20 protein-coding genes are annotated in these 22,645 nt (G+C 68.9%); 12 read left to right on the top strand and 8 right to left on the bottom strand.

Going from position 1 to position 22,645, the window contains the following annotated elements:
* Positions 1 to 236: 236 nt before the first annotated feature.
* Positions 237 to 1,553: a phosphoribosylglycinamide synthetase C domain-containing protein gene (locus GRS48_RS07940; RefSeq protein ID WP_159485295.1), complete on the top strand. Its 1,317-nt coding sequence runs from the start codon at positions 237 to 239 to the stop codon at positions 1,551 to 1,553.
* 219 nt (positions 1,554 to 1,772) lie between these two features.
* Here the strand turns inward: GRS48_RS07940 and GRS48_RS07935 are convergent, their stop codons facing one another.
* Positions 1,773 to 2,579 carry an SDR family oxidoreductase gene (locus tag GRS48_RS07935; protein WP_159485293.1) on the bottom strand — a complete coding sequence of 269 codons (807 nt, stop codon included), beginning with the start codon at positions 2,577 to 2,579 and terminating at the stop codon, positions 1,773 to 1,775.
* Positions 2,580 to 2,696: 117 nt separating this feature from the next.
* Between GRS48_RS07935 and GRS48_RS07930 the strand changes: the two genes are divergently transcribed.
* The 3 genes from GRS48_RS07930 to cruF are packed head-to-tail and all read left to right on the top strand — an operon-like array spanning position 2,697 to position 6,177.
* Entirely contained in the window at positions 2,697 to 4,295 is a 1,599-nt protein-coding gene (locus tag GRS48_RS07930; RefSeq protein ID WP_159485291.1) for an NAD(P)/FAD-dependent oxidoreductase, read from the top strand.
* Positions 4,292 to 5,293 (top strand): prenyltransferase, encoded by a 1,002-nt coding sequence (locus tag GRS48_RS07925; protein WP_321168351.1) that lies wholly within the window; start codon positions 4,292 to 4,294, stop codon positions 5,291 to 5,293. Before GRS48_RS07930 ends, GRS48_RS07925 begins: the two co-directional genes overlap by 4 nt.
* Positions 5,290 to 6,177 carry a bisanhydrobacterioruberin hydratase gene (cruF, locus tag GRS48_RS07920; RefSeq protein ID WP_159485289.1) on the top strand — a complete coding sequence of 296 codons (888 nt, stop codon included), beginning with the start codon at positions 5,290 to 5,292 and terminating at the stop codon, positions 6,175 to 6,177. Before GRS48_RS07925 ends, cruF begins: the two co-directional genes overlap by 4 nt.
* A 41-nt stretch (positions 6,178 to 6,218) precedes the next feature.
* Here the strand turns inward: cruF and GRS48_RS07915 are convergent, their stop codons facing one another.
* A complete protein-coding gene (locus GRS48_RS07915; RefSeq protein WP_159485287.1) occupies positions 6,219 to 6,443 on the bottom strand; it encodes a hypothetical protein in 225 nt (74 codons plus the stop codon).
* Between the two features lie 317 nt (positions 6,444 to 6,760).
* On the opposite strand from GRS48_RS07915, the gene GRS48_RS07910 reads away from it, so the two are divergent.
* The 3 genes from GRS48_RS07910 (at position 6,761) to GRS48_RS07900 (ending at position 9,652) form a co-directional block, all read left to right on the top strand.
* Complete coding sequence (locus GRS48_RS07910) at positions 6,761 to 8,521, top strand: glutamate--tRNA ligase (RefSeq protein ID WP_159485285.1); 1,761 nt, start codon at positions 6,761 to 6,763, stop codon at positions 8,519 to 8,521.
* A gap of 90 nt (positions 8,522 to 8,611) precedes the next feature.
* On the top strand, positions 8,612 to 8,941 hold the full coding sequence (locus tag GRS48_RS07905) for a ferredoxin family protein (protein ID WP_159485283.1): 330 nt from the start codon (positions 8,612 to 8,614) through the stop codon (positions 8,939 to 8,941).
* A gap of 33 nt (positions 8,942 to 8,974) precedes the next feature.
* On the top strand, positions 8,975 to 9,652 hold the full coding sequence (locus tag GRS48_RS07900) for a class I SAM-dependent methyltransferase (RefSeq protein WP_159485281.1): 678 nt from the start codon (positions 8,975 to 8,977) through the stop codon (positions 9,650 to 9,652).
* Between the two features lie 135 nt (positions 9,653 to 9,787).
* Here GRS48_RS07900 and GRS48_RS07895 read toward each other — a convergent pair whose 3' ends face one another.
* The gene (locus GRS48_RS07895; protein WP_159485279.1) at positions 9,788 to 12,928 is read right to left on the bottom strand and encodes an adenosylcobalamin-dependent ribonucleoside-diphosphate reductase; all 3,141 of its coding nucleotides are present in this window, start codon (positions 12,926 to 12,928) and stop codon (positions 9,788 to 9,790) included.
* A 424-nt stretch (positions 12,929 to 13,352) separates the two neighbouring features.
* On the opposite strand from GRS48_RS07895, the gene GRS48_RS07890 reads away from it, so the two are divergent.
* Together GRS48_RS07890 and GRS48_RS15060 are read left to right on the top strand one after the other, a co-directional pair.
* On the top strand, positions 13,353 to 13,592 hold the full coding sequence (locus GRS48_RS07890; protein ID WP_159485277.1) for a hypothetical protein: 240 nt from the start codon (positions 13,353 to 13,355) through the stop codon (positions 13,590 to 13,592).
* Between the two features lie 39 nt (positions 13,593 to 13,631).
* Positions 13,632 to 13,778, top strand: a complete 147-nt coding sequence (locus GRS48_RS15060) for a hypothetical protein (RefSeq protein WP_200840230.1) — start codon at positions 13,632 to 13,634, stop codon at positions 13,776 to 13,778.
* 404 nt (positions 13,779 to 14,182) lie between these two features.
* Here GRS48_RS15060 and GRS48_RS07885 read toward each other — a convergent pair whose 3' ends face one another.
* A complete protein-coding gene (locus GRS48_RS07885) occupies positions 14,183 to 14,470 on the bottom strand; it encodes an amphi-Trp domain-containing protein (RefSeq protein WP_159485275.1) in 288 nt (95 codons plus the stop codon).
* A gap of 186 nt (positions 14,471 to 14,656) precedes the next feature.
* Here GRS48_RS07885 and GRS48_RS07880 point away from each other — a divergent pair, with 186 nt between their 5' ends.
* Both GRS48_RS07880 and GRS48_RS07875 read left to right on the top strand, forming a co-directional pair.
* The gene (locus tag GRS48_RS07880) at positions 14,657 to 14,932 is read left to right on the top strand and encodes a PadR family transcriptional regulator (RefSeq protein ID WP_159485273.1); all 276 of its coding nucleotides are present in this window, start codon (positions 14,657 to 14,659) and stop codon (positions 14,930 to 14,932) included.
* 353 nt (positions 14,933 to 15,285) lie between these two features.
* Complete coding sequence (locus GRS48_RS07875) at positions 15,286 to 16,632, top strand: aspartate aminotransferase family protein (protein ID WP_159485271.1); 1,347 nt, start codon at positions 15,286 to 15,288, stop codon at positions 16,630 to 16,632.
* 165 nt (positions 16,633 to 16,797) lie between these two features.
* On the opposite strand, the gene GRS48_RS07870 is transcribed toward GRS48_RS07875, so the two are convergent.
* From GRS48_RS07870 to GRS48_RS07855, 4 genes are all read right to left on the bottom strand, one after another.
* Positions 16,798 to 17,244 carry a universal stress protein gene (locus GRS48_RS07870; RefSeq protein WP_159485269.1) on the bottom strand — a complete coding sequence of 149 codons (447 nt, stop codon included), beginning with the start codon at positions 17,242 to 17,244 and terminating at the stop codon, positions 16,798 to 16,800.
* Positions 17,245 to 17,401: 157 nt separating this feature from the next.
* Complete coding sequence (locus GRS48_RS07865) at positions 17,402 to 18,727, bottom strand: hypothetical protein (protein ID WP_159485267.1); 1,326 nt, start codon at positions 18,725 to 18,727, stop codon at positions 17,402 to 17,404.
* Positions 18,728 to 18,807: 80 nt separating this feature from the next.
* A complete protein-coding gene (locus tag GRS48_RS07860; RefSeq protein WP_159485265.1) occupies positions 18,808 to 19,866 on the bottom strand; it encodes an asparaginase in 1,059 nt (352 codons plus the stop codon).
* 153 nt (positions 19,867 to 20,019) lie between these two features.
* On the bottom strand, positions 20,020 to 20,808 hold the full coding sequence (locus GRS48_RS07855) for a TMEM175 family protein (RefSeq protein WP_159485263.1): 789 nt from the start codon (positions 20,806 to 20,808) through the stop codon (positions 20,020 to 20,022).
* A gap of 129 nt (positions 20,809 to 20,937) precedes the next feature.
* On the opposite strand from GRS48_RS07855, the gene GRS48_RS07850 reads away from it, so the two are divergent.
* On the top strand, positions 20,938 to 22,596 hold the full coding sequence (locus tag GRS48_RS07850; protein ID WP_159485261.1) for a DUF255 domain-containing protein: 1,659 nt from the start codon (positions 20,938 to 20,940) through the stop codon (positions 22,594 to 22,596).
* The last annotated feature ends 49 nt before the right edge of the window (positions 22,597 to 22,645 follow it).

The following is a 22,645-nucleotide window of genomic DNA, read 5'->3' as shown; positions in this document are numbered from 1 at the left end:
GTTCTCCTCGTGGACGTTAAAGAATGCAGCTATTCGCGCGGAAAAGTATCGGCAACTGAAACCGCTGTTTCTAAATAATAAACTTTCCTTCGGAGATGCCGGAAACTCCGCTTTCAGCGACGAGGCGCGGCGAGAACGACGTCGGGAAGGCGATCGCGGCTGCTTTTTAAGCGACCCCGGCCGAATTTTACCCGACCGTAACCGATTTTATATGAACGCCGGCGGAAGGTGGCGGTATGGACTCCAAGCACTTCCTGTTCGTCTCCGCGGACGCCGCGCTGATAACCGACCTCGCATGGCAGGTCCACCGGGAGGGACACGACGTCAAGTACTACATCGAGTCGGAACACGACGCGGAGATCGGCGACGGCTTCGTGCCGAAGACGGACGACTGGCGCGCCGACGTCGAGTGGGCGGACGTCATCGTTTTCGACGACATTTGGGTGGGATCGGACGTCGGGACGGGAAAGCTCGCTCGGGAACTCCGTGAGCAAGGCAACGCTGTCGTTGGTGGAACGCCGAACACCGATCACCTCGAAGAGGACCGCGGCTACGCGATGGAGATCCTCGAAGCACACGGCGTGAACACGGTCGAACACCACATCTTCCACGACTTCGACGCGGGCATCCAGCACGTGCAGGAGAACCCGGCTCCGTACGTCATCAAACCGCTCGGTGAGGTTCAGAACGTCAAGCGCTTGCTGTACGTCGGGAACGAGGACGACGGCAGCGACGTCATCGACGTGCTCCGCGCCTACAAGAAGGCGTGGGGCCACCGGATGAAGGGGTTCCAGCTGCAGCGGAAAGTCGACGGCGTGGAGATCGCCATCTGCGGGTTCTTCAACGGCAACGAGTTCATCGATCAGGTGAATTTCAACTTCGAACACAAGAAACTGTTTCCGGGAAACATCGGCCCCCAGACCGGCGAGATGGGAACCTCGATGTTCTGGGCCGGCCAGAACAAACTGTTCAAAGAGACGTTCGGAAAGCTCGAAGGTTGGCTCGCCGACGAGGGGTACGTCGGGAGCATCGACATCAACTGCATCGTGAACGAGACCGGGATCTACCCGCTGGAGTTCACACCGCGGTTCGGGTATCCGACGATCGCGTTGCAAGAGGAGTCCATCGAGTCGTCTACCGGCGAGTTCTTCTACGACCTCGCGCACGGCAACGATCCGGGAGTAGCGGTGCACAACGGGTACCAGATCGCCGTTCGGATCGTTCTGCCGCCGTTCCCGTTCGACGACGAGAAGACGTACGACGAGAACTCCCGGAACGCGGCCGTGGTGTTCGAGACCGAAAGCCGCGAGGGGATCCACCTGGAGGACGCGAAGAACGTCGACGGCCAGTGGCGCGTCGCGGGCGACAACGGGATGCCCATCGTCGTCACCGGCAAGGGCGACACGATGCAGGCCGCGCGTGAACAGGCGTACGACCGGATCGACGACATCGTGATGCCCAACATGTACTACCGCGACGACATCGGCGAACGGTGGACCGACGGCGACGGCGACCGGCTGCAAGCGTGGGGATACCTCGGTCCGGGACGCTAGCGCCGGGATCGCTCCCGCCGACGCGTGCCTACCGTGTCGCTCCCGTCGGCGCGTGCCTACCGTGTCGCTCCCGTCGGCGCGTGCCTACCGTGTCGCTCCCGCCGATGCGCGCCGACCGCGTCGCTCCCGCCGACGCTCGCCGATCGCGTCGCTCCCGCCGGCCTCGGTTCCTCCGTTCGAGTCCTCGTTTCTCCCCCTTGCGACACGCTCGGCTCCGACCTACCGCGTCGCCGCCTTCCACTCCCGGAGCCCGATCCGGCCGCCGTTGAGGTCCGCGGCGGGCGCGTCGGTCGCGGCCCAGACGAAAAGCGGCGCGACGCTGTCGGGGTTTCGGGCGCGCTCCATACCCGTGAGATCCGTGGCGACGAGCCCGGGATCGACGACGCCGACCGTGGCGTCGACGTCGGCCGCGAACCCCCGTGCGACGGCCTCGGCCGCGGCCTTCGACGTCGCGTACGCGCCCATGCCCGGCTTCGACTCGTGGGCGACCGATCCCGACGGGACGATCACCCGCGCGTCGGCGGCCAGGTGCGGGAGCGCCTCGCGGATCGTCGCGAACACCCCGCGGGCGTTCGTTCGCATCGTGTCGTCGAAGTCGGCGTACGACGTCTCGTCCGCGGGCCGGTCCCCGGGCGACCCGTGAAGGACGGCGGCGTTCGCGAGCACCACGTCGATCGGCCCCGCCTCGCGGGCGACCCGCTCGAAGAACCGTTCGAGGTCGAACTCGTCGCGAACGTCGACCCGAGCCCCCCATGCACGACCCGCGGCCTCGGTCGCGACGGCGTCGCCGTCGCCCAGGCCGTCGCCGTCGTCCACGCCGTCGCCGTCGCGGGTGTGTTCGCGGCCGGCGGCAGGCTCCCGGCCGGCGGCGGGCTCCCGATTCCCGTTTAACGCTGCCACCGTGCGGTCGACCGCGTCGCCGTCGCGGCCGCAGACGGCGACGAACGCGCCCGCCTCGACGAACGCGTCGGCTACCGCCCGCCCGATCCCGCTCGTCGCCCCCGTGATCGCGACCGTCGGATCCATGTCCGCCTCCGGCTACGGCCGACGGCGACTTATAAGGTACCGACCGGGGACCGTTCCGGGCCCGTTCGCCGCCCGCGTCTGGCCGGTGTTTATACCGACGCCGGTCCACGTGATCCCATGGACGCGGCCCCCGACATCGACGCCGTGGCCGGCGAATCCGTCGTCGTAATAGGCGGCGGGTTCGGCGGCCTCTCGACGGCCTGTTACCTCGCCGACGCCGGCGCGGACGTCACCCTTCTCGAGAAGAACGAACAGCTTGGCGGGCGCGCGAGCCGCCTCGAAACGGGCGGCTTCCGGTTCGACATGGGCCCCTCGTGGTACCTCATGCCCGACGTGTTCGAGCGGTTCTTCGGGCACTTCGGGCGGTCGCCCGAGGAGTTCTACACGCTCTCACAGCTCGACCCCCACTACCGCGTGTTCTGGAAGGACGGCGACCGCGTCGACGTGGTCCCGGACCTCGAACGCAACAAGGAGCTGTTCGAGTCGTACGAGCCGGGCGCGGCCGACGCCCTGGACGCGTACCTCGAGAAGTCCGAGTACACCTACGACGTCGGCATGGAGCACTTCGTCTACGAGGACCGCCCCCGTCTGCGCGACTACGTCGACCCCGACGTGCTCCGCTACTCGTGGGGGCTCTCGCTGCTCGGCAAGATGCAGGGACACGTCGAGGACTACTTCGAACACCCGAAGCTCCAGCAGCTGATGCAGTACACGCTGGTGTTCCTCGGCGGCTCCCCGACGAACACGCCCGCGCTGTACAACCTGATGAGCCACGTCGACTTCAACATGGGCGTCTACTACCCCGACGGCGGGGTCGGCGCGGTCGTCGACGGGATCGTCGAGCTCGCCACGGACCTCGGCGTCGAGTTCGTCACCGACGCCGAGGTGACGGCGATCGAGGGGCGGCGCGGCGCGTTCGCGGTCGACGTCGCCGGGAACGGGGACGCCGACCGGGGACACGCCGCCGGCGGCGACGCCAACGAAGGACGCACCGCCGACGGCGACGCCCGCGAGGTGAGCGCCAACGGCGGCGACGGCGATCGGTACCTCGCGGACCTCGTCGTCTCGAACGCGGACTACGCACACACCGAGCGGGAGCTGTTGCCCCCCGAGAAGCGGCAGTACACCGACGCGTACTGGGAGTCTCGGACGTACGCCCCGTCGGCGTTTCTGTTGTACCTCGGCGTCGAAGGCGACGTCGAGGAGCTGGCGCATCACACGCTCGTCCTGCCGACCGCGTGGGACCGACACTTCGAGCAGATCTTCGACGACCCCGCGTGGCCCGACGACCCCGCCTACTACCTCTGTGTCCCCTCGAAGACCGACGACACGGTCGCGCCGGAGGGGCACAGCAACCTCTTCGCGCTCGTCCCCATCGCGCCCGGGTTGACGGACACCCCGGCGCTCCGCGACCGTTACCGCGACGTCGTCCTCGACGACATCGCCGCGAACACCGGGACGGACCTCCGCGACCGGATCGTCGTCGAGGAGACGTTCTGTGTCGACGACTTCGCGGACCGCTACAACAGCTATCAGGGGTCCGCGCTCGGGCTGGCACACACGCTCCGGCAGACGTCGCTGTTCCGGCCGCCACACGCCTCGGGAACCGTCGACGGCCTCTACTTCACCGGGGCGACGACGACGCCCGGCATCGGCGTGCCGATGTGTCTCATCAGCGGACAGCTCACGGCCGAACGGGTCGCCGACACCCTGTGACTACGGCCGTGACCGATCCCGACACCCGCCCGAACGGCGCTATCGACGCCCCGGGTGACGACGGCCGAACCGCTGGCTCCGAAGGGGCGGGTACCGAAGGGACGGGTACCGAAGGGGCGGGTACCGACGGCGACTCCCCGTCCCTCGGAGCGCGGCTCCGATACCTGCTGGTCCTCTCGCGGCCGCGGTTCTGGCTCTACCTCGCCGGCCCGGTCGCCGTGGGCGTCACCTACGGGATCGCCGACGTCGACGGCCTGTTCACGCCGACGACGGTCGCGCTCGCGGCGTACTTCCTGCTGCCGGCGAACGTCCTGTTGTACGGCGTCAACGACGCCTTCGACGCCGAGATAGACGCGAAGAACCCCAAGAAGGCCGGCGACCGCGAGGCGCGGTGGCGGGGCGACCGGGTCGTCACCGCGGCGATCGTTGCGGCCGGGACGCTCGGGGCGGCGACGTTCGCGATCACGCCGCCCGTCGCGTGGCCCTACCTCGCCGGGTTCTTCGTGCTCGGGGTGGGCTACAGCGCGCCGCCGCTTCGGTTCAAGACGAAGCCGATCGCCGACTCCGTCTCCAACGGCCTGTACGTGCTGCCGGGGGCCGCGGCGTACGCGACGGTCGCGGGGGCCCACCCGCCGCTCGCCGCGCTCGTCGGCGCGTGGCTGTGGACGATGGGGATGCACACGTTCTCGGCGGTGCCGGACATCGAGCCGGACCGCGTCGCGGGGATCCGGACCACTGCGACCGTGCTCGGCGAAGCTCGGACGTACGGCTACTGTCTCGCCTGCTGGGTCGGTGCGGCCCTCGCGTTCGCCGTGCTCGACCCCCGGCTCGGCGCGCTGCTCGCGGTCTACCCGGCGTTCGTCGCGTGGGTCGCGTCGTCGTCGGTCGACGTCGCCCGCGCGTACTGGTGGTTCCCCGCGCTCAACACCGTCGTGGGAACCCTGCTCGCGATGGGCGGGCTGTGGCGGGTGTACCCGCTGTGGGAGGTGGTCGGATGACCGACGACCCCCCATCGACCTCGGCGCACGGGTCGACGGGAGCGTCCGCGCTCCGCGACCGGCTCCCGAACACCCGCGACGGGGCCGAAGCCGCCCTCGACCGGGTCGTCCGCGAGAACCGGTTCACGATCGCGGTGCTGTTCCCCGCGATCGGCGCGATCACCCTCGTGGCGAGCGCGGAGGGGTGGCTCCCGGAGCCGCTCGCGTTCAACCCGTGGTTCGTCCTGTTCGGGGTGGTCGTGATGCGGTCGCCGCTTCTCGTCGGCGTGTTGCCGCTGCTCGACCGTCGGGCCGTGGGCTGGGTCGGGCTGCTCGTCGCGTACACGTACTTCATCGAACACCTCGGCGTCCGCACGGGGTGGCCGTACGGGACGTTCGAGTACACCGTGAGCCTCGGTCCCATGGTCGGCGGCGTCCCGCTGGCGCTGCCGGTGTTCTTCGTTCCGCTGGTGTTGAACGCCTACCTGCTGTGTCTGTTGTTGTTGGGCGCGCGCGCGGCGACTTGGTGGCTCCGTCTCCTCGTCGTGATCGCCGCGGTCGTGACGATGGACGTCGTGTTGGACCCCGGCGCGGTCGCGCTCGGCTTCTGGACGTTCGGCGGCGGCGCGTTCTACGGCGTCCCGCTATCGAACTACGCGGGGTGGGTGCTGTCGGCGACCGTCGCGGTCGTCGCGCTCGACCGCGCGTTCGACGTGACGGCGCTCCGCGAGCGGCTGACTGGCTGTGAGTTCATGCTCGACGACATGGTGAGCTTCGTGATCCTCTGGGGCGGGATCAACCTCTGGTTCGGCAATTACGTCCCGGCCGCCGTCGCGATCGCGTTCGGCGTCGGTCTCGTTCGCGCCGACCGCTTCGACGCGCGCCTGCTGAACCCGCGGCGGTGAGGGGGTCGGGTCGATCCCGACCGTTCACCGCGAGAGGGGCGTCATCGGCGCGGTCCGGGCGTGAACTCGCCGGCGAGCCCGCGCAGGTACCACAACAACGCCAGCCCGACCACGAAGCCGCCGCCCGCCGCGGCCGCGAGCTGGATCGCGGACGGATCGCCAAGCAGGAGCATCAACGGCGGGGACACCGTAACGAGCAGGAGGAACCCCGCCTGGACTTTCCGGTTCCCCGACTCGCGCTCCTCGCGACTCATCGGCTCTACCATCGCCGCGCCTCCGGATCCATGCCGACGCGAGGGGCTCAGCGACAATGAATCCCGTGACCCGAGCCCCGGCGGTTAGCGTCGGGGGTACTTAACGACCGCGACGGTTCACGGCGGTAGGGTGAGCCGAACCCGTGAACGGTCGTCACTCCTTAAGAGCCTCGGCGTCTGACGTGCGTCTTGCCCCTACCCGCCGGCCCGACGGCCCCGCGCTTCGCCGTCGCCGACGGGCCGACGGCGGTGACGACCGCCCGCGCCGTCCGCGGCGTACGACGGTCGTTCCGCCGTGTTTTTGCCCCGACGCCGACAACCGAGCCGTAATGGACGACGAACTCCGCGAGCGTGTCGAGGCCGCCGGCGAGCGGGCCGCGCTGTTCAACGCGCTCAAACACGGCAACGACCCCGACGTGGGCGCGATCATGGGACCGTTGATGGGTGAGAACCCCGACTTCCGACCGCACGGCAACGAGATCCCCGGCGTGCTCGGGCCGGTCGTCGGCGAGATCGCGTCGATGGACGAGCCCGCCCGCCGCGAGCGGCTCGCCGAGATCGCACCCGACCTGATCGACGAGCTCGAGGCCGAGGCGGAGACGGACGAGCACGTCCTCCCCGACCTCCCGGACGCCGAGCCGGGGGCGGTCGTCATGCGCGCCGCGCCGAACCCCAACGGCCCGTGGCACATGGGCCACGCCCGAATGCCCGCCGTCATCGGGACGTACAAGGAGCGCTACGACGGCGAGTTCATCTGCCGGTTCGACGACACCGACCCCGAGACGAAGCGCCCGGATCTGGACGCGTACGACGCCATCCTCGAGGACATCGACTACCTCGGCTTCGAGCCCGACCGCGTGCTCAAGGCCTCGGACCGCGTCGAGACGTACTACGAGCACGCCCGCGAACTCATCGACCTGGGCGGCGCGTACACCTGCGACCTGCCCGGCGAGGAGTTCTCGGAGCTGAAGAACGCCGGGAAGCCCTCGCCGAACCGCGACAAGGACCCGGAAACGGTCCGCGAGGAGTTCGAGGCGATGGTCGACGGCGAGTACGCGGCCGGCGAGATGACTCTCCGCGTGAAGACCGACATCGAGCACAAGAACCCGGCGCTTCGCGACTGGGTGGCGTTCCGGATCGTCGACACGCCGCACCCGCGCGAGGAGGCCGCCGACTACCGGTGCTGGCCCATGCTCGACTTCCAGTCGGGGATCGACGATCACCTCACCGGCGTCACCCACATCATCCGGGGCATCGACCTCCAGGACTCCGCGAAACGCCAGCGGTTCGTCTACGACTACTTCGGCTGGGAGTACCCCGAGGTCCTCCACTGGGGCCACGTCCAGATCGACGAGTACGACGTGAAGATGTCCACCTCGACGATCAAATCGCTCATCGAGGACGGCGAGCTGACCGGGTGGGACGACCCGCGCGCGCCGACGATCCGATCGGTCCGCCGCCGCGGGATCCAGGGCGAGGCCATCGTCGAGTCGATGACCGAACTCGGGATGTCGACCTCCGACGTCGACCTGGCGATGTCGTCGGTGTACGCCAACAACCGGGACCTCGTCGACGACGGGGCGAACCGGTACTTCCTCGTCCGCGACCGCGAGGACGACCCGGCCGTGGAGCGCGACGTCGTCGGCGGTCCCGAGGCCGGCCATCCGCCGCTGCACCCGAGCCACGAGGACCGCGGCGATCGGACGATCCCCGCCGGCCGCGTCGTCGTCGAGGAGTCCGACCTCCCGGCGAACGGCGACCGGGTCTGGCTGAAGGGGTTCGGCTGCGTCCGCCACGTGCGCGACGCGTTCGAGTACGTCGGCGACGACATCGACATGGTCCGCGAGGAGGGCGTCGACGTCGTTCACTGGGTCCCGGCCGACGAGAGCCTCGAGACGCTGATGCGGGGCGTCGAGGGCGACGTACGGGGCCGCGCGGAACCGGCGATCGCCGACGCCGACGTCGACACCGTCGTCCAGTTCGAGCGCGTCGGCTTCGTCCGAGTCGACGCGTTCGACCCCGAACCGGCCGACGGCGCGGGCGGGCCGACCGGCGAGGAAGACCTCGTCGTCTACTACGCGCACCCCTGAGGCGTCGAGCGGGCCGGGGCGCCCCCGACGCCGGCCCGAACGCGTTCGCCGCCGCTTTTAAATAGCACGCCGCGAACTGAGTTGGTAACGATGGCCATCGATCCCAACTTCGAAACGAACCGCGAGCAGGTCGACGAGGAACACGGGGTCGCCGTCTGGGGCCCCGTCGACCCGCCGGAGGAGCTCGGCATCCGCGGTACGCACGTCGCGGTGGATTTCGACATCTGCCTCGCGGACGGCGCCTGCCTGGAGGACTGTCCCGTCGACGTCTTCGAGTGGGTGGACACGCCGGGCCACCCCGAGTCGGAGATCAAGGCGAACCCGACGAACGAGGACCAGTGTATCGACTGTATGCTGTGTGTCGACGTCTGCCCCGTCGACGCGATCGACGTCGATCCCGGCCGCGCCGGGCGTATCTGAGCCCACGCTCGCTCACGACCGCAATCCCCTCCGATGACTGGGATCGACCGACGACCCGAGGCGGAGTCGGAGTACGCCGACCGACTCCGCCGTAGCGAGCGCCTCTGGAACCGTTGGAGCGACTGGTACCGACTGAGCGAACGCGACTTCGAACCGATCCGACGGGAGCTGATCGACCGGCTCGGGATCGAGCGGGGCGACGCCGTCCTGGAGATCGGCTGCGGGCCGGGGGTGAACTTCGAGCCGATCCGAGCGGCGATCGGCGAGGAGGGGCGGCTCGTGGCGATCGACTACAGCCCCGACATGGTCGCGAAGGCGACCGCCCGCGTCGACGAACGCGGATGGGAGAACGTCACGGTCGTCCGGGCGGACGCGACGACGGCCGATCTCGGCGGTCCCTACGACGTCGCCGTGGCGACGCTCTGTCTGAGCCTCCTCCCCGACGTCGGGCACGCCCTTCGGAACGTCTACGACGCGCTCGAGCCCGGCGGCGTGCTCGGGGTGCTCGACTTACAGCCGTTCCAGTCGGGGCCCGCGAGGGTGCTGAACCCACTGGTGTGTCGGTTCCTGTGGTGGTACGCGAACTGGAACCCGGACGCCGACGTTCCCGGCGCGGTCGCCGCCGTCTTCGACGACGTCGAACGGCTCGACACACACCTGTACGGCACCGCGTACACGATACGAGCGACGCGATCCGCCGGACCGACTTGAAGGTGACGTTCGGCGGCGACGGCGGGAAGACGGACGTCGGTGGGGAGTGGAGCCACGGAAAGGGGGAAAGGGAAAAAAGGGGAAGAGACGAACGCGAGAACGGATCGAACGCCGAGAGGGCGGATTACCGACCGTTCAGCACTCCGACCAGCCGCACGACTCGCACGTCTTGCAGCCCTCGGAGTAGTAGAGGCTCATTCCGCCGCACTCGGGACACTCGGGTGACTCGCCGGCCGCGATGAGGTCCTGTACGGCGTCGTCGTCCGCGCCGGGTCCGGACTGTCCGCCGGGCGCGGCCGCCGTGCCGCCGTCCGTCGATTCGTCGAGGGACGGCTCCGTGGACGCCGCCGCGTCGACTCCCTCGCCGGCGACGTCGTCGAGGCTCTGCTGTTGGGGGATCCCCTTGTCGATCTCGTCGTCGAGGTAGCGACGCAGGGCGGTGCCGATCGCGTCCGGGATCGACTGGATCTGCTCGCCCTTGTCCCACGCCACCTTCGGGCTCCGGGTGCCCTGCAGCTCGTCGACGATCTCCTCGGGGTCGACGCCCGAGCGCAGCGCGGTCGAGATGACTTTCGCCAGCGCCTCCGTGAAGGAGTTGGTGTAGCCGCCGGAGTGGCCGATGTTCGCGAACAGCTCGAACGGTCGGCCGTCCTCGTCCTCGTTGACCGTGACGTAGAGCTTCCCGTACCCCGTCTCGACGCGCTGAGTGACGCCCGACAGCGAGTCGGGACGGGGGCGCGTCTCGGTGTAGTCGACGCTCGGGTCGTCGGTCGCCTCGAGCAGGTCGGCGATCTCCGCATCGATGCGGGCCTGTACGTCCTCGTTGTCGAGGAACGCCTCGAGGCCGCCGAACACCTCGCGGATCTGCTCGACGATCGTCTCCGCGGCCTCGGTCTCGTCGGCGAACTCCGCGTTCTTCGCGCGGGTCGTCAACACTTGCTTCGAGCGGGTGCCGTCGCGGTAGACGGTGACGCCCTTTCCGCCGTGGTCGTAGATGTAGCGGTACACCTCGTCCATGTCCTCGACGGAGGCGTCGTTCGGGAAGTTACACGTCTTCGAGATCGCGGAGTCGACGCCTTCCTGACAGGCACACTGCACCGCCGCGTGCTGGATGCCCGAGAGGTTGCCCGTGACGACGAACAGCTCGCCGATGGCGTCCGGCACCGTCGACAGCCCCTCGACGCCGTCGAACTCGTTTTCGGCCATCTGCGCCTGCGCCTCGCGTTTGACCGCGTCGACGTCGATGTCGTTCTCCTCTAAGGTCCGGAGGAAGTAGTCGTCGAACTCGACGAGCATCTCGTCGCCCTGCACGTCGTCGGAGACGTTCTTGTAGTAGGCGACGTTGTAGATCGGCTCACAGCCGCCGGTGGTGTTGCCGATCATCGACGTCGTGCCGGTCGGCGCGATCGTCGTCGTGTTGTGGTTGCGGATCGGGAAGCCGTCCGCCCACTCGTCGGCGTCGAGCCCGGTGTGGTGTTCGAACCACTCGCGGTACGCCGTCGGATCGGCGTACTTCGAGTCCGCCCAGTCGTTGAAGACGCCGCGATCCTCGGCGAGTTCGTGGGAGGTCAGCTTCGACTGGTGGTTGATGTGCGTCATCAGCTGGCGGGCGACCTCGTTGCCCTCCTCGGAGCCGTAGCGGACGCCGAGCTGGATGTACAGCTGGGCGAGCCCCATGACCCCGAGACCGATCTTCCGCATGTCGCGGACCTTCTCTTCGATCTCCGCGACCGGGAAGTCCGACATCGTGACGACGTTCTCCAGGAACCGCGTCCCGTAATCGATGCGCTCGTCGAACGCCTCGAAGTCGATCGCCTCCTCGAGGAACGCCGAGACCGCCGCCTCGTGGGTGTCGTACTCGTCGGCGTGCGCGTCGCTCCAGACGCGCCAGTCCGGCGCGTCGAGGGCAGCGAGCGTCGAGAGGTTGATGTGACCGAGGTTACACGCCTCGTACTCCTCCAGCGGCTGCTCGCCGCAGGGGTTCGTCGCGAGGATCCGGTGATCCGGGTGCTCCTCCACGTCGAAGGAGTGTTTCTTGTTCACCCGTTCGAGGTAGATGACGCCCGGCTCGCCGTTCTCGTGGGCCCCGTCGACCATGTGCTCCCAGATGTCGGCGGCCGGGATCGAGAGGACTTCGCCGACCTCGACGTGGTGGCCGAGGTCGAACATCTCGTAGATCTCCTTCGTCTCCGGCGTGGCGACGTGCGGCTCCTCCGTGCGCGGGTTGGTGAAGACGAACTCCTCGTCGTTGTACAGCGCCTCCATGAAGTCGTCGGTGACGCCGACGCTGATGTTGAAGTTCGAGAGGTGCCCCTCGACGGCGTTGCGGAGGTGTTCGGGGACGCGCCCCTCGTCGTCGATGAACTCCCGAGCCTCCTCCAAGGCGTCCGCGAAGGAGTTGTGCGTGAAGTCGTCGGGGTCGTTCAGTCGCAGCGAGTGCGCCAGGGAGACGTCCTTGTTCTTCGAGTGGATGAACTGGATGACGTCCGGGTGCGAGACGCGCATGACGCCCATCTGTGCGCCGCGGCGCGCGCCGCCCTGCGCGATCGTCTCGCACATCTGGTCGAACGTCCGCATGAACGTGATCGGGCCGGACGCGATCCCGCCGGTCGAGCCGACCGCGTCGCCGTACGGTCGGAGCTTCCAGAAGGCGTAGCCCATGCCGCCGCCGCTCTGGAACACTTCCGCGGCCTCCTTTGCGGTCTGGTGGATGTCGGTGATGTCGTCGCCCGGGGAGTCGACGAAGCAGGCCGAGAGCTGCTGGAGCTCGTCGCCGGCGTTCATCAGGGTCGGCGAGTTCGGCATAAAGGAGAGCGACTCCATTCCCTCGCGGAATCGGTCCGCGGTCGCCTCGACGTGGTCACGGACCGAGTCGGGGAGTTCGGGGACCACGGTGTCGTACGCGAACTTGTTGACGTTGTAGACGGAGAGCGTCGTCTCGACGTCGTCCTCGGGGGAGACGCCCGCGCCGAACACCTCCGCGGCGAGCTCGTCGCGTCGGGGGTGATCGGGCTTCAGCTGATCGGGCGTGACGGTGACCTCGATCCCCTGTTTTTCGGCCTCGAAGACGGCCTCGGCGAGCGCGACGTTGCGCGCGACGCGGACGAACAGCCCCTCGGGCGACTCGATCGGCTCGCCGTCGGCGTCCTTTCGGAGGTAGCGAGCGGGGAGGATGTTGTGGTAGGCGTTGCCCGTCAGACGCTCCTCCAGCGTCTCTCCCGTGGTTCGTTTGATCGGCAGTTCCAGCTCGTTCGCGGAGACGTCGCCGCCGCTCATTCGGCGGCACCTCCCTGTCGGTGGCGTTCGGATCGGTTCATGTATCGTGATGTTATACTGGCGAAGTGGACCCCTTTAGCGTTCCGTTCCCGGTCCATAGTAGGTGAATATCTGTTCGATCCGTTATGTAACGGCGTGTCGGTGTGTGCGGCTCCGAAAGCGGTCGGTCGGTACGGAAGGGACGCATCGATATAAGCATAGGTAGACCGAAGTGAAAGTGATACCGAAACACCGAGATCGAATGACTGTAGAGCCCTACTCACCGGAAACGAAGGGGGGTCGGAACTGACGCTCGCCGGCGTTGCTGACGCTCGATCAGTAATCGTCCCCTTCGTAGCACGGATCGGAAACTCCCATCGGTACGCCCAACGTATCAGTTATCGATAATTGGACCCGTCCGTCGGTTCGGCGGTCCCACAGACTTATGGCTTCCGTCGCCGTCGGGGCGGACATGCTCGGGACGATCGCCGATCCCTGGACCGTGTCGCTGCTGCAGGCGGGAATCACCGGCGACCCCGTCGGACAGCTGTTGATCGCGCTCGTCGCCGTCGCACTCGTGATCGTCGTCGGCAAGTTCGTCCTCTCGCTGGCCTGGCGGATCGTCACGATCGGCGTCGTCGTGGTCGCGGTTTTCTACCTCCTGTCGACGCTGGGGCTGTTCTGAACGGCGGCGCTTATCGGTCCAGGGGCGTTACCGTTACGTATGCGCTCGGAAGCCGAGGTCCGCGAGCAGTACGAGTTCCTCGCCGAACAGCTGGCCGACGAGGAGATGAATCACCGAGGGGTCGAGGAGCTGTTCACCCACTACAAACGCGCGCTCGGGTGGGTGTTGGAAGAGGAACACATGTGAACCGGGAGGAGTGCCGTGTACCCGAGAACGATACCGCTGAATCGGGACGCGTACAACCGACCCGGAGAGGACGACACACGAGACGCCTACGTGACGGCGAGCGGATGCGCCGAGGCCGACGGGCCACAGGGGTCGAAACGTGTTCCGGGACCCGAAACGCGTCCCGATCCGCGTCGGCGTGTTCGACACGGAAACGTGTCGCCTCGGCTGACACGCGTGCCCGCCTCCCGTTAGGTTTATACCGGACGATGCGGTAGCAAGAGTCGACGCTTCGTCTGGAGGGCCGAAGCGTCAGCGGGGACCAATTTAGGGGGCAGGCCTCACGCGGCTTTTTTCCGCGTGGGGCTCGCTTCCTTTCCGACACGCCTCGAGCAGCGCGTTCGTACCGACGCCGGCTCGTCCGTTTACTCGACCGAGAGCGACGCGTCGCTTTCGCCGTCACCGTCGCCGCCGTCGTCGTTCCACTCGATCTCGAACTCGACGCTGAGCTCGTCGGGGCCGGACCCGGTTTCGCGCTCGGCTTTCACCTCGAACGTCGGTCGGGCCGGGACGTCGAGCGTGATCGACTGTTCGCCCGCCGAGAGCGTGACCGGGTCGCCGGCGTCGAGCCGGTCCGCGACCGACCGGAGCAGCTCCGCGATCGTCGCGCGATCCGTCGTGTTCTCCGTGGCAAAGAGGACTTCTTCGGCCATACGCTCGGATACGTCCTCCGCAGGCATAAACGTCCGTGTGGGTCACGTCCTGTCGGCGTCGTTGGTTTCTTGCTTGACACGACACTGAACCCCGCTTATCGCGTGTATCGCCGGTTTCGAGCCGTTTCAAACCAGTATGAAACGATATATTTATTTATTTTCGACAAGTAACAACGAACCAGTACAATGTACGATCTCACGGGGTTTCAACGGGACCTGCTGTACGTGATCGCCGGCCTTGACGAGCCCCACGGGCTGGCCATCAAGGAGGAGCTGGAGGACTACTACGAAAAGGAGATCCACCACGGGCGGCTGTACCCGAACCTCGACACGCTGGTCGAGAAGGGGCTCGTCGAGAAGGGCCAGCGCGACCGCCGGACGAACTACTACACGCTCACGCGCCGCGGTCGCCGAGAGATCGACGCCCGCACCGAGTGGGAATCCGAGTACGTCGACCACTAGGCGGAGCCGAACGCCGCACTGGCGGGACGGCCTCCGGACCACGCCCCCTGAAACTTCCTCCGTATCCGTTTTCTTCCGTCTCCCTCCGCGTTCCTCCGTTTTCTTCCGTCCTAGCCCACCGAACGACTCACCTTCGCCCGTCTCGTGACCCATCTTCGCCCGTCTGGTGACCCAGGTCGCCCGTCTGGTGAACCGCGCGTTCCGTACCGCTCTCCACCCCGTCCGGCACCGGTCCCTGTTCGGCGTCGCATCCGCCCACACTGAAGTCTCACTCCGCCCGCCGAGGTTGAACGTTTCTCCAACGATCGCGTCGCGTGCTCGACTTTAACTCATCGCGTTCGAAACGGGTGTGCATGAACCGTGATACCGCACGGCCCGAAGTCACCGACTTCCCGGGAGAGCGTGCCCGGGACTGGGTAGCACATCATCACGGGTCGGCCGCGCCGAGCACGTACGTGTACGACTTCGTCTGGGACCGGACCGCCCCCGCGGAGGGGCCGTTCTGTACCGACGTCGACGGCAACGTCCTCATGGACTTCACGAGCCACGTCGCCGCCGCGCCGCTCGGCTACAACAACCCGCTGATCATGGAGCCGCTCTCCGAGTTCGACCTCGTCGACCCGCTGAAGATCGCGGGCCAGGACTTCTACGTCGCCGGCGACGGCGCGCCCGGCGACACGCTCCCCGGTCCGTCCGACCTGATGGATCGGCTGACCGACCTGACCGCCCACTACGACATGGACATGGTGTTCCTGTCGAACTCCGGCGCCGAGGCCGTCGAGAACGCGGTCAAGATCTCGTACGACCACGCCGACGGCGGGAAGTACGCGATCACGTTCGACGGCGCGTTCCACGGCCGGACGCTCGGGGCGCTCTCGCTCAACCGCTCGAAGGAGGTGTACCGTCGGAAGTTCCCCGAGATCAGCTCCGTCCACGACGCGCCGTTCTGTGACGACCGCGGCTGTGACGCCGCGACCTGTTCGTGCGGGTTCTTCGTCGACGGCGTCTCGCGGCTGCGCCGGAAGCTCGACCCCGACCGCGGGCACATCAATCCCGAGGAGGTCGCGTACCTGATCATGGAGCCGATCCAGGGCGAGGGCGGCTACCGGTTCCCTTCCGACGCGTTCATGGACGAGATCGCGGCGCTCGTCGACGAACACGACATCACGCTCATCGCCGACGAGATCCAGTCCGGGCTCGGCCGAACCGGCGAGATGTGGGGCGCGGACAACTACGCCATCGAGCCCGACGTGATCACGAGCGCGAAGGGCCTCCGCGTCGGCGCGACCGTCTCGCGCTCGGACGTGTTCCCCGACGAGAAGAGCCGGATCTCCTCGACCTGGGGAGCCGGCGACATCATCGCCTCGTTGCAGGGCACGTTGACGATCGACGCGATCCTCGAGGAGGGGCTGATGGACAACGCGACCGTCCGCGGTCGACAGTTCATCGAGACGATGCGCGACGCCGACCTCGACGGCGTGACCGACGTCCGCGGCAAGGGGCTCATGCTCGCCGTCCAGTTCGAGGAGAAGGCGCTCCGCGACGACGTCATGGAGGCGGCGCTCCAGCACGGGCTGCTCACCCTCTCGTGTGGCTACGACGTCCTCCGGATCCTGCCCCCGCTCGACGTCACCGAGCGCGAGATCGACCTCGGCTGTGAGCTTCTGACCGCGGCGATCGAGGACGCGAACCGGACGTGAGCGTCCTCATCGAGGGTCCCGCCCCGTCGAGGTCGGGTCGATAGGAGGAAGGCCGTTTAAAAGAAGGCAGTTTAAAAGAAGGCCGTAGAAGGAACGTCCATTTAAAAACGGAGCACGCGCGTGGGGCGGCGGAACCGCGACCGCACCGTCGACCACACCTCTCGATCAGTCCGTCGTGCCGTCGCCGGCCTGCGGGCTCGGGAGGACGACCGCGGGGAACTCGTTGTCGTTCGTCAGCTTCGAGCGCACGTTCCCGGAGAGGAACTCCACGATCCGCCCGCCGCCGCGGGGAACGAACGCGATCGCGGTCGCGTCGTATTCCCGTGCGGCGTCCTCGATCGCGTCCGCGATGTCGGTGCCGTACCGGATCGACGTCTCGACGGAGACCCCATCCTCGGCTGCGAGCCGGCGGAAGACGGCGAACGCCGCCTCGGCCACTTCCTCGCGCTGTTCGACGCCGGCCTTGTCGATCCCGCCGCCGGCCTTCTCGATCACGTGTATCAGGACCGGGGCGGCGTCGGGACCGAGGTACGTCGAGATCGTCGCGTACGTCTCTTCGGCGTCCTCCTCGCTCGCGACCGGGACCACGGGTCGAGCCATCAAGTCGGTCATGGTCGGCGTTCACGCGCGAGGGTTATAGGGGTTTCCGGCGTTCCCGCGCGTCGAGTGTCGTCGCCTTCGCACGAACCGCGTTCACAGTCGTCGCCGTCGCGTGAACCGCGTTCACAGTCGTCGCCGTCGCGTGAACCCCGTTCAACCTCGTGTCGCGTCAGCCCTCGTAGTCGAACGCGACCGCGACGGGTTCTGCCCCCCAGAACACGAACCGGTACCGCCCCGGTTGGAGCGTCGGGCAGACCCGTAAGCGGTCCGCGTGCGGGCCCCCTTCGACGAGCCCGTCCTCCGTCATCGTGAACGCCCACGAGACCCGCTCGCCCGGCGAGAGCAGCCGTAGCTCGTCGGTGTACGGGAACGACTCGCCGTCGTCGCCGCCGCGGACCTCCGTCCACCCCGCCGCCGTCTCCGCCTCGAGGTTGTACTTCCCCTCGTTGCCGACCCCGAGCTGCCTCGACGAGACGTTCGTGAGCTCGATCCGGACCTCGTCGCCGCGCGAGAACGTCAGCGCGCCCTCCGGAGGGGTCGGGCCGTCGGGGCCGTTGGCAGTCTCGGTGTCGCCCGCGGTGGCGAGCGGCGGTTCGTCGAGCGCGTCGTGTTCGCTCGCCTCGACGTCTGGAGGATCGGGCGGCTCGTCCCGGCTCAGGACCCGCAGCTCGAGGCCCGCCCGGCCGTCGACGCCCGCGGCGGACCCCCACGCGACCGCGTCCGAGTCGGCGTACCCTGGGTAGTGCCGCTCGAAGCCGTCGTCGTCGCATACGAGCGCGTCCGGGACCGCAGGCGGCTCCTCCGCGGGCTCGACGTACCCCCTGAGCAACCCCGGGTCGAGCACGTTATCGTCCGAACGGACGGTCGCCTCCTCGCCCCAGCCGTTCGTGATCCGCAGCCGTGCGACCTCGGGGAGGGGATCGGCAGTCACTCGAACCAACGCGCCGGGGTAGTTGAGGGCCGGGCCGCACATCTCGGCGGCGGCGGCGGTGTCGATCGCGGCCGCCTCCCCCGCGAGCGTCCCGTTCTCGCGGGTGAACGCGCCGAACTCGAGGTCGGTGTAGCAGATAGTGGGCCCGACAGATTCGACGTACAGCAGGGCGGCGGCGTCGAAGTCGGTGCCGGAGACGAACGCCCGCGCGTCGGCGTCGGCGTCCGCGAACAGCCACTCGCCGTCGAACGCGTCGCGGAAGAGGAAGCAGACGCCGGGGCGCTCGCGATGGTCCCACACCGCCTTCGAGAGCCCGTCCGCGACTCGGTGGACCTCGATCTCGATCCCGTCCCCGTGGTCGGCGTCGTCCTCGCCGTTCTCCACGTCGTCTCCGTTCTCGTTGCCGTTTCCGGTGCCGCCACCGTTTCCGGCGTCGTCGCTCCCGTCGTCCGTGCCGTCCCCGCCGTTCGGCCCGGCTGCCGGCGGAGCGAGACAGCCGGCGAGCGCGACCCCGGCGGCACCCCCGAGACCGTGCAGGGCGCGTCGGCGCGTGAATCGTGTCATGAGCGCCCATACGGTGGCGATATATAAGGGCTTCCCGCCGGGTGCGGGGGGAGGCGAAGGGATCGAACCGCCGTCCCGGTTCAGACGCGCGCCGGTGGCCGGAGCAGGTCAGGGAGGACCTCGCGGTCGACGCCGGCGGCGAGCCCGAGCGCGAGCGCGATGCGGGCCTTCGCCGCCGGGAGCTCGTCCGCGAAGACGACCCCGTGTCCGTCGAGCGTGACCGCGCCGCCGCCGGTCCCGTAGACGGGTTCTGTCGGGCCGGCGTGGACGCGGCTCGCCACGACGACCGGAACCGTCTCGACGGCCTTCGCGACCGCGTCGCCGATCGCCGCGGTCGCGTTGCCGAGACCCGTCCCCTCGACCACGATCCCGCCGACGTCCGCGTCGAGCGCGCGCTCGATCCCGCCCGCACCCGCCCCGGTCCCCGAATGGACGATGGGGACCTCGGGGATCACGGTGGTTTCGGGGACCTCGGGGGATTCCGGGGTGTCGACGTTTTCCGAGGAAGCGTCGGAGACGTCCAGCGGATCGGCGGCGACCTCCCGGCGCGGCTCCCGGAGGAGCCGGCAGTCGGCGCGTGTGAACGTCGCGACCGGCCCCGTCGACGGCGAGGTGAACGTCGAGAGCGCGTTCGTGTGCGCCTTCACGACGTCGCGGGCCGCGTGGAGCTCGTCGTCGAACGCGACGTGGACGCCCGGAGCGAATCGGGAGTCGGCCGCGGCCCGAACCGCGAGCGTCAGGTTGGCCGGCGCGTCGCTCGACGGCTCGTCGAGCCGTCGCTGGGACCCGGTGACGACGACCGGCGCCGGCAGGTCCGTGAGGAGGTCGAGCGCGAACGCGGTGTCCGCGAGCGTGTCCGTCCCGTGCGTGACGACGACCCCGTCCGCGCCGGTCGCGACGGCGTCCCGGACCGCGTCGGCGGTCGCCAGCACGTCGCGCCACCGGACGTCGAACCCCGGCCGCCGACAGACCTCCCGGGCCGACACCGTCGCGTACGTCTCGATGCCCGGTACCGCGGCGACGAGGTCGTCGCCGGTCTTTTCAGGGGCCGCGCCGTCGTCGCTCGGTTCCGAGGCGATCGTCCCGCCGCAGGCGACGACCGACACTGTCGGGTCGGTCGAAGCCGTCGTCTCGTTCATACGCCTGGGTGCCCGGGGATCGGTAAACCCGTTCGGGTTCCGGCCGGCCGATCGGTCGTTCGGCGTCCCCCCGCGTTCACGACGTCTCCTCTCCCATGGTGCTCCCGCGTCCACGACGTGCGCGTCGCCGGGAGCCGGCCGCCTCCGAGCGGCTCACTTCGACGCGCGATCCAACGCGACGTCGACGAGCAGCAGCGACACCCACAGAAGCGGCGTCCACGCGGCGAGCAGCAGCGACAGGGGAACGCTGACGGCGAAGACGACGGCGGTCAGGACCCCGCGTGCCACGTCGATCCGGTAGGACCGCTCGGTGACCTCGGAACGGAGGATCCCCCGCCGACGCGCGTAGACGAACATCGACGTATCGACGACCGCCAGCGCGGCGAGGACGGTCCCGAACACGGCGTACGCGAGCGGCTCGCCCTGGAACGTCCCGATCAGCTCGTTCGGGAAGGGGACGAGCGCGACGAGCGCGAGGTAGCCGACGTTGAGCCCGAAGAGCGTCCCGTCGATCCCCGCGAACGACTCGAACAGCTCGTTGTGGTTCCGCCAGTACAGCGCGACGACGAACACGGTGAGCCCGAACGCGACCGCGTTCGGCAGGAGCGCCGAGAGCGCCCGCCCGAGGTCGCCGCCCGCGGTTCCTCCGGGGATCGAGAGGCTCAACACGAGCAGCGTCAACGAGATGCCGAACACCCCGTTGCTCAGCGCGACCGTCCGCGTGAACCGGGCGCTCTCACGGCCGTGGACGCCGCGGCGTCGATCGGTCGGGTCCTCCGGGCCGTCCCGCTCGCCCGGGCCGTCTCGCTCGTCCGGATCGCCCCGCTCGTCCGGATCGTCCCGCTCGTCCGGATCGCCCCGCTCGTCCGGATCGTGCCGCTCGCCTGGGTCGCCGTATCGCGTCCATCGACGGCTCGCCCGCGCTCGGTTCCGCGTGTTCATGTGCGACGAACCCGCGGCCGCGGGATAAACGCTTCCGCAGGGGTCGTGGACGGGAGCGCCAGCGCGGCGAGGACGAGGAGAGGCGACCGTCTCGAAGCCCTTACCCGCCGGCCACCCCCACGGGCGGGTATGACCGATCGGACACATGTCGAGTGGCGTGAGTGGGGTCCCGAGGCGTTCGCCGAGGCCGACGACCGCGACCGCCCGATGCTGCTCTCGCTGTCCGCGACGTGGTGTGAGGGCTGTCACGAGATGGACGCGACCACGTACGCGGAGCCGCGGATCGCCGCCAACGTCAACGAGGGGTTCGTCCCGGTCCGCGTCGACGTCGACCGGAACCCTCGGGTGCGCGAGCGGTACAACATGGGCGGGTTCCCGACGACCGCGTTCCTCACGCCGGACGGCGAGCTGCTCACCGGGGCCGGCTACCTCGGGGTGGACGGGATGCGACAGGTGCTCGAGTCCGTCCGTACGATGTGGGCCGAGAAGGGGCGCGACGCCGGCCGGATCCCCCGCGCGCTCGACGCGGCGCTCCCGCCGAGCGGCGAGTTGACGGACGCGGTCGAGAGCCACCTCGCCGGACAGCTCGAGGCGAAGTACGACACGGAGCACGCCGGCTGGGGGACGGAGGCGAAGTTCCCGCTCCCGCGGACGGTTGAGTTCGCGCTGAAACGCGACCGCGAGCGCGCCCTGCGGACCCTCGACGCGGTCCGTGACCACCTCGCCGACGACGTCGCCGGCGGGTTCTTCCGGTTCGCCGGGAGCAATGACTGGGGGAACGTCGCCTACGAGAAGCCGATCGACACCAACGCGGCCGTCACCCGCGCGTTCGCGAACGCCTACCTCTACACCGGCGAGGCGGCCTACCTCGACCCCGCCGTCGACGCCGTGGGGTTCCTCACCGACGACCTCTGGACGGGATACGGCGTCGGCGGCAGCCTCGGACCCGGACTGGGGCGGGCGTACTACGCCGCGCCCGCAGACGATCGCGCGGAACTGGACTCGCCCCGCCGCGACCTCACCGTCTACGCCGGCGGCAACGCCCTCGCGGCGGACGCGCTCCTCGCCGTGGCCGCGTACACCGACGACGATCGCGCCCGCGAGTACGCGCGGCGGATCCTCGACGGACTGGAGCGCGACCTGATAGACGTCGAGACCGGCGCGGTGACGCGATACCGCGCCGGCGACGCGGTCGGGGAGCGCGACCTGCTCGAGGACGCCGCCCGGACCGTCGCCGCGTACACTCGCGCGGCGGGCGTGCTCGGCGAGGGGACGGAGGTCGCCCGGGCGGTCGCCGACCGGGCCATCGACGAACTGCACGTCGACGGGTCGTTCGTGGACGGCCCCCGATCCGGCGCGGGGCTGCTCGATCGTCCCTTCCGCCCGCTCGACGGCAACGTGGAGATGGCGACCGCGCTGCTCGACCTCGCCGCGGTGACGGGAACGGACCGCTACCGGGAGGTGGCCCGGGAGACGGCGTCGTCGTTCGCGGGCGCGACCGAGCGGCTCGGCGTGCAGGTCGCGGGATACGGGAGCCTCGTCGGCCGGCTGCTCCGCGGAAGCACCGTGGTCGCCGTCGGCGAGGCGCCCGGAAGCGACCTCCACCGGGCGGCGTGGCGCGTCGCCGACCACGAGAAGGTCGTCGTCCCGAACGCCCACCGCGCGGACGCGCCGAGCCCCGTCGACGTCGACGAGGGCTCCGCGGTCGTGCTCGCCGGCGGCACGGTCTCCGACCCGGCGACAACACCGGACGAGTTGATGTCGCGGGTCGCCGAAACGGTTCGATAGCGAGACGAAGCGTACGGCCCCCGCGGCGTCGCCCACCGCTCGCAGCGTC

Origin of the sequence: Halorubrum sp. JWXQ-INN 858 (assembly GCF_009806985.1) — an archaeon.
GTDB lineage: Archaea > Halobacteriota > Halobacteria > Halobacteriales > Haloferacaceae > Halorubrum.
This window is presented reverse-complemented; position numbering and strand designations above follow the sequence as displayed.